Genomic DNA, 2,136 nt, shown 5'->3' on the forward strand with positions numbered 1-2,136 from the left:
CGCCGTACGTGCCGGGCAGCGGCGTCGCGGGGACCGTAAGCGCCACCGGCGCGGGTGTCGAAGCCGACTGGATCGGCCGCGATGTCGTGGCCGACACCCGCGAGACGGGCTCCTACGCCGAGCGCGTCGCCGTACCGGCCAACGGGCTCGTCTTGATTCCGGACGAGCTCACGACGCTGACCGCCGCCGCGCTTCTCACTGACGGCCGCACCGCGCTCGGCATTCTCGACGGCGTCTCGGTAAAGGCCGGCACGCCGGTCCTGATCACCGGCGCGGCGGGCGGCATGGGGCTGCTCCTCGTCCAGCTCACAACAGCACGCGGCGCGCGCGTGGTCGGTGCCGCCCGCGGCAAGCCGAAGCTCGCGGCGGTCAGCGCCCAGGGCGCAGTCGCGGCGGTCGACTACTCCGAGCCGGCCTGGACCGGCCGCGTCCTGGCCGCGCTCGGCGGCGACAGTCCGGCGGTCGTGCTTGACGGAGTCGGCGGGGAGATCGGCCGGGCGGCGTTCGCGATCACCGGCGGGGGCGGCGTGTTCTCCGCCCACGGCGCCGCCTCGGGAGACTTCACACCGCTCGACGGTGATGCCGCGCTGGAGCGCGGCATCACCGTCCACGGGATCTCCGATGCGCAGTTCTCACCCGAGGAGGGCAAGCGGCGGCTGCGCGACGTGCTCGCGCAGGCGGCCGCCGGCCGGGTCACGCCGGTCATCGGGCGGACCTACCCGCTCAAAGACGCCGCTGAGGCGCACCGCCGCATCGAGGCGCGCGAGGTCGTCGGCAAGTCGCTCCTGCTCGTCAGCGGCGAATCGGGCGGATGATCCTCGTCACCGGAGCCACCGGCACGGTCGGCCGGCAGGTAGTCGAGCAACTCGTCGCCGAGGATCAGCCGGTGCGCGCGGTCGCCCGCGACCCGGACAGCTCGGGCCTGCCCGACGGCGTCGAGGTCGTGGCTGGAGACCTCTCCGACGCTGTCGGGCTCGCGCCGAACCTCCACGGCGTCGACGCCGTCTTCCTACTCTGGCCATTCCCGACGGTCGAGTCGGTGCGGAAGCTGGGCCCCGCGCTGATCAACACGCTGGCTGCGCACGTCGGGCGCGTGGTCTACCTGTCGGCGACGCCGGCGGCCCAACCACCCGGCGGCTTCTGGCGCGCGGTCGAGGCGCTGATCGAAGTCTCCGGCCTTGAGTGGACACACCTCCGGCCGACCGGCTTCGCCAAGAACACCCTCATCTGGGCCGACCAGATCCGCGCGGGCGACGTCGTGCGCTGGCCCTACCCCGACGCGGCACGCTCGCTAATCCACGAGCGAGACATCGCCGCGGTAGCCGTCCAAGCGCTCGTCCGCGACGAGCTCATCGGCGCGATGCCCGTCATCTCCGGTCCGGAGGCGATCACCCAGGCTGACCAGATCGCGCAGATCGGGACGGCGATCGGCCGCGAGCTCAGCTGCGAGGACATGCCCCAGGGCGAAGCCGTGGCCGAACTCGTAGCCAGGTTCGGGAACGCGGACTTCGCGCGCAGTGCTCTCGACGTGTGGGCCGGCTTCGTGACCGAGCCCGAGGTCGTGACCACCGCGGTCGCCGAGGTCACCGGCGAACCCGGCAGGCTGTTCCGCGACTGGGCCGCCGAGCACGCCGACGACTTCCGGTGACCGCAACCAGCTCGAGGTCCTAGCTGTTCGCTCGCGATCCGCGGCGGATCGCAAACAGCGGGGCCCCGCACACGGGACAGTAGCCCTCCCAACCCGGTCGACCGTTGGGCAGGGTTATCTCGTGCGCGCCGGCGATAATGACCTTCTCGCCACAGACGCATCGACCCTGCGGTCCGGGATCCTGCGCCGCTGAGTTTAAGTCGGCCACTCCGAGCAGCATATTCAGTGTGGAGTGCTTTGACTCAAAGCGGGCATGCAGCGGCACAACGGCGGTCTCGCCGCAGTGAGCGTTCCATTCGCACAGCGGCTTCGGGCTGGCGGGGTGAGGTGTATCGTCCGGCTGGTGGGGTCCTGGGGTGTCGCGAGCTTCGAGAACGACGCGGCCGGGGACTGGTTCCTCATGGTCGAGGAAGCGCCGGATCCTGGCGCGGTTATGGCCTCGGCGATCGACGATGTAGTGAGCGCCGCCGAGTTTCTCGAGGTCGACG

At 71.3% G+C, this 2,136-nt stretch carries 3 protein-coding genes; all 3 read left to right on the top strand.

All coding sequences use genetic code 11. From position 1 onward, the window contains the following. On the top strand, nucleotides 1-815 hold an 815-nt coding region (locus VG296_RS08675; protein ID WP_325564920.1), incomplete at its 5' end, for a zinc-binding dehydrogenase. Beyond that, nucleotides 812-1,648 (top strand): NAD(P)H-binding protein, encoded by an 837-nt coding sequence (locus tag VG296_RS08680; RefSeq protein ID WP_325564922.1) that lies wholly within the window; start codon nucleotides 812-814, stop codon nucleotides 1,646-1,648. The genes VG296_RS08675 and VG296_RS08680, both read left to right, overlap by 4 nt. Nucleotides 1,649-1,901: 253 nt before the next feature. After that, nucleotides 1,902-2,136, top strand: a 235-nt coding sequence (locus VG296_RS33165; RefSeq protein WP_414641070.1) for a DUF4259 domain-containing protein, incomplete at its 3' end; no start/stop codon positions are given.

The sequence above is a fragment of the Actinospica sp. genome (assembly GCF_035552695.1).
GTDB lineage: Bacteria > Actinomycetota > Actinomycetes > Streptomycetales > Catenulisporaceae > Actinospica.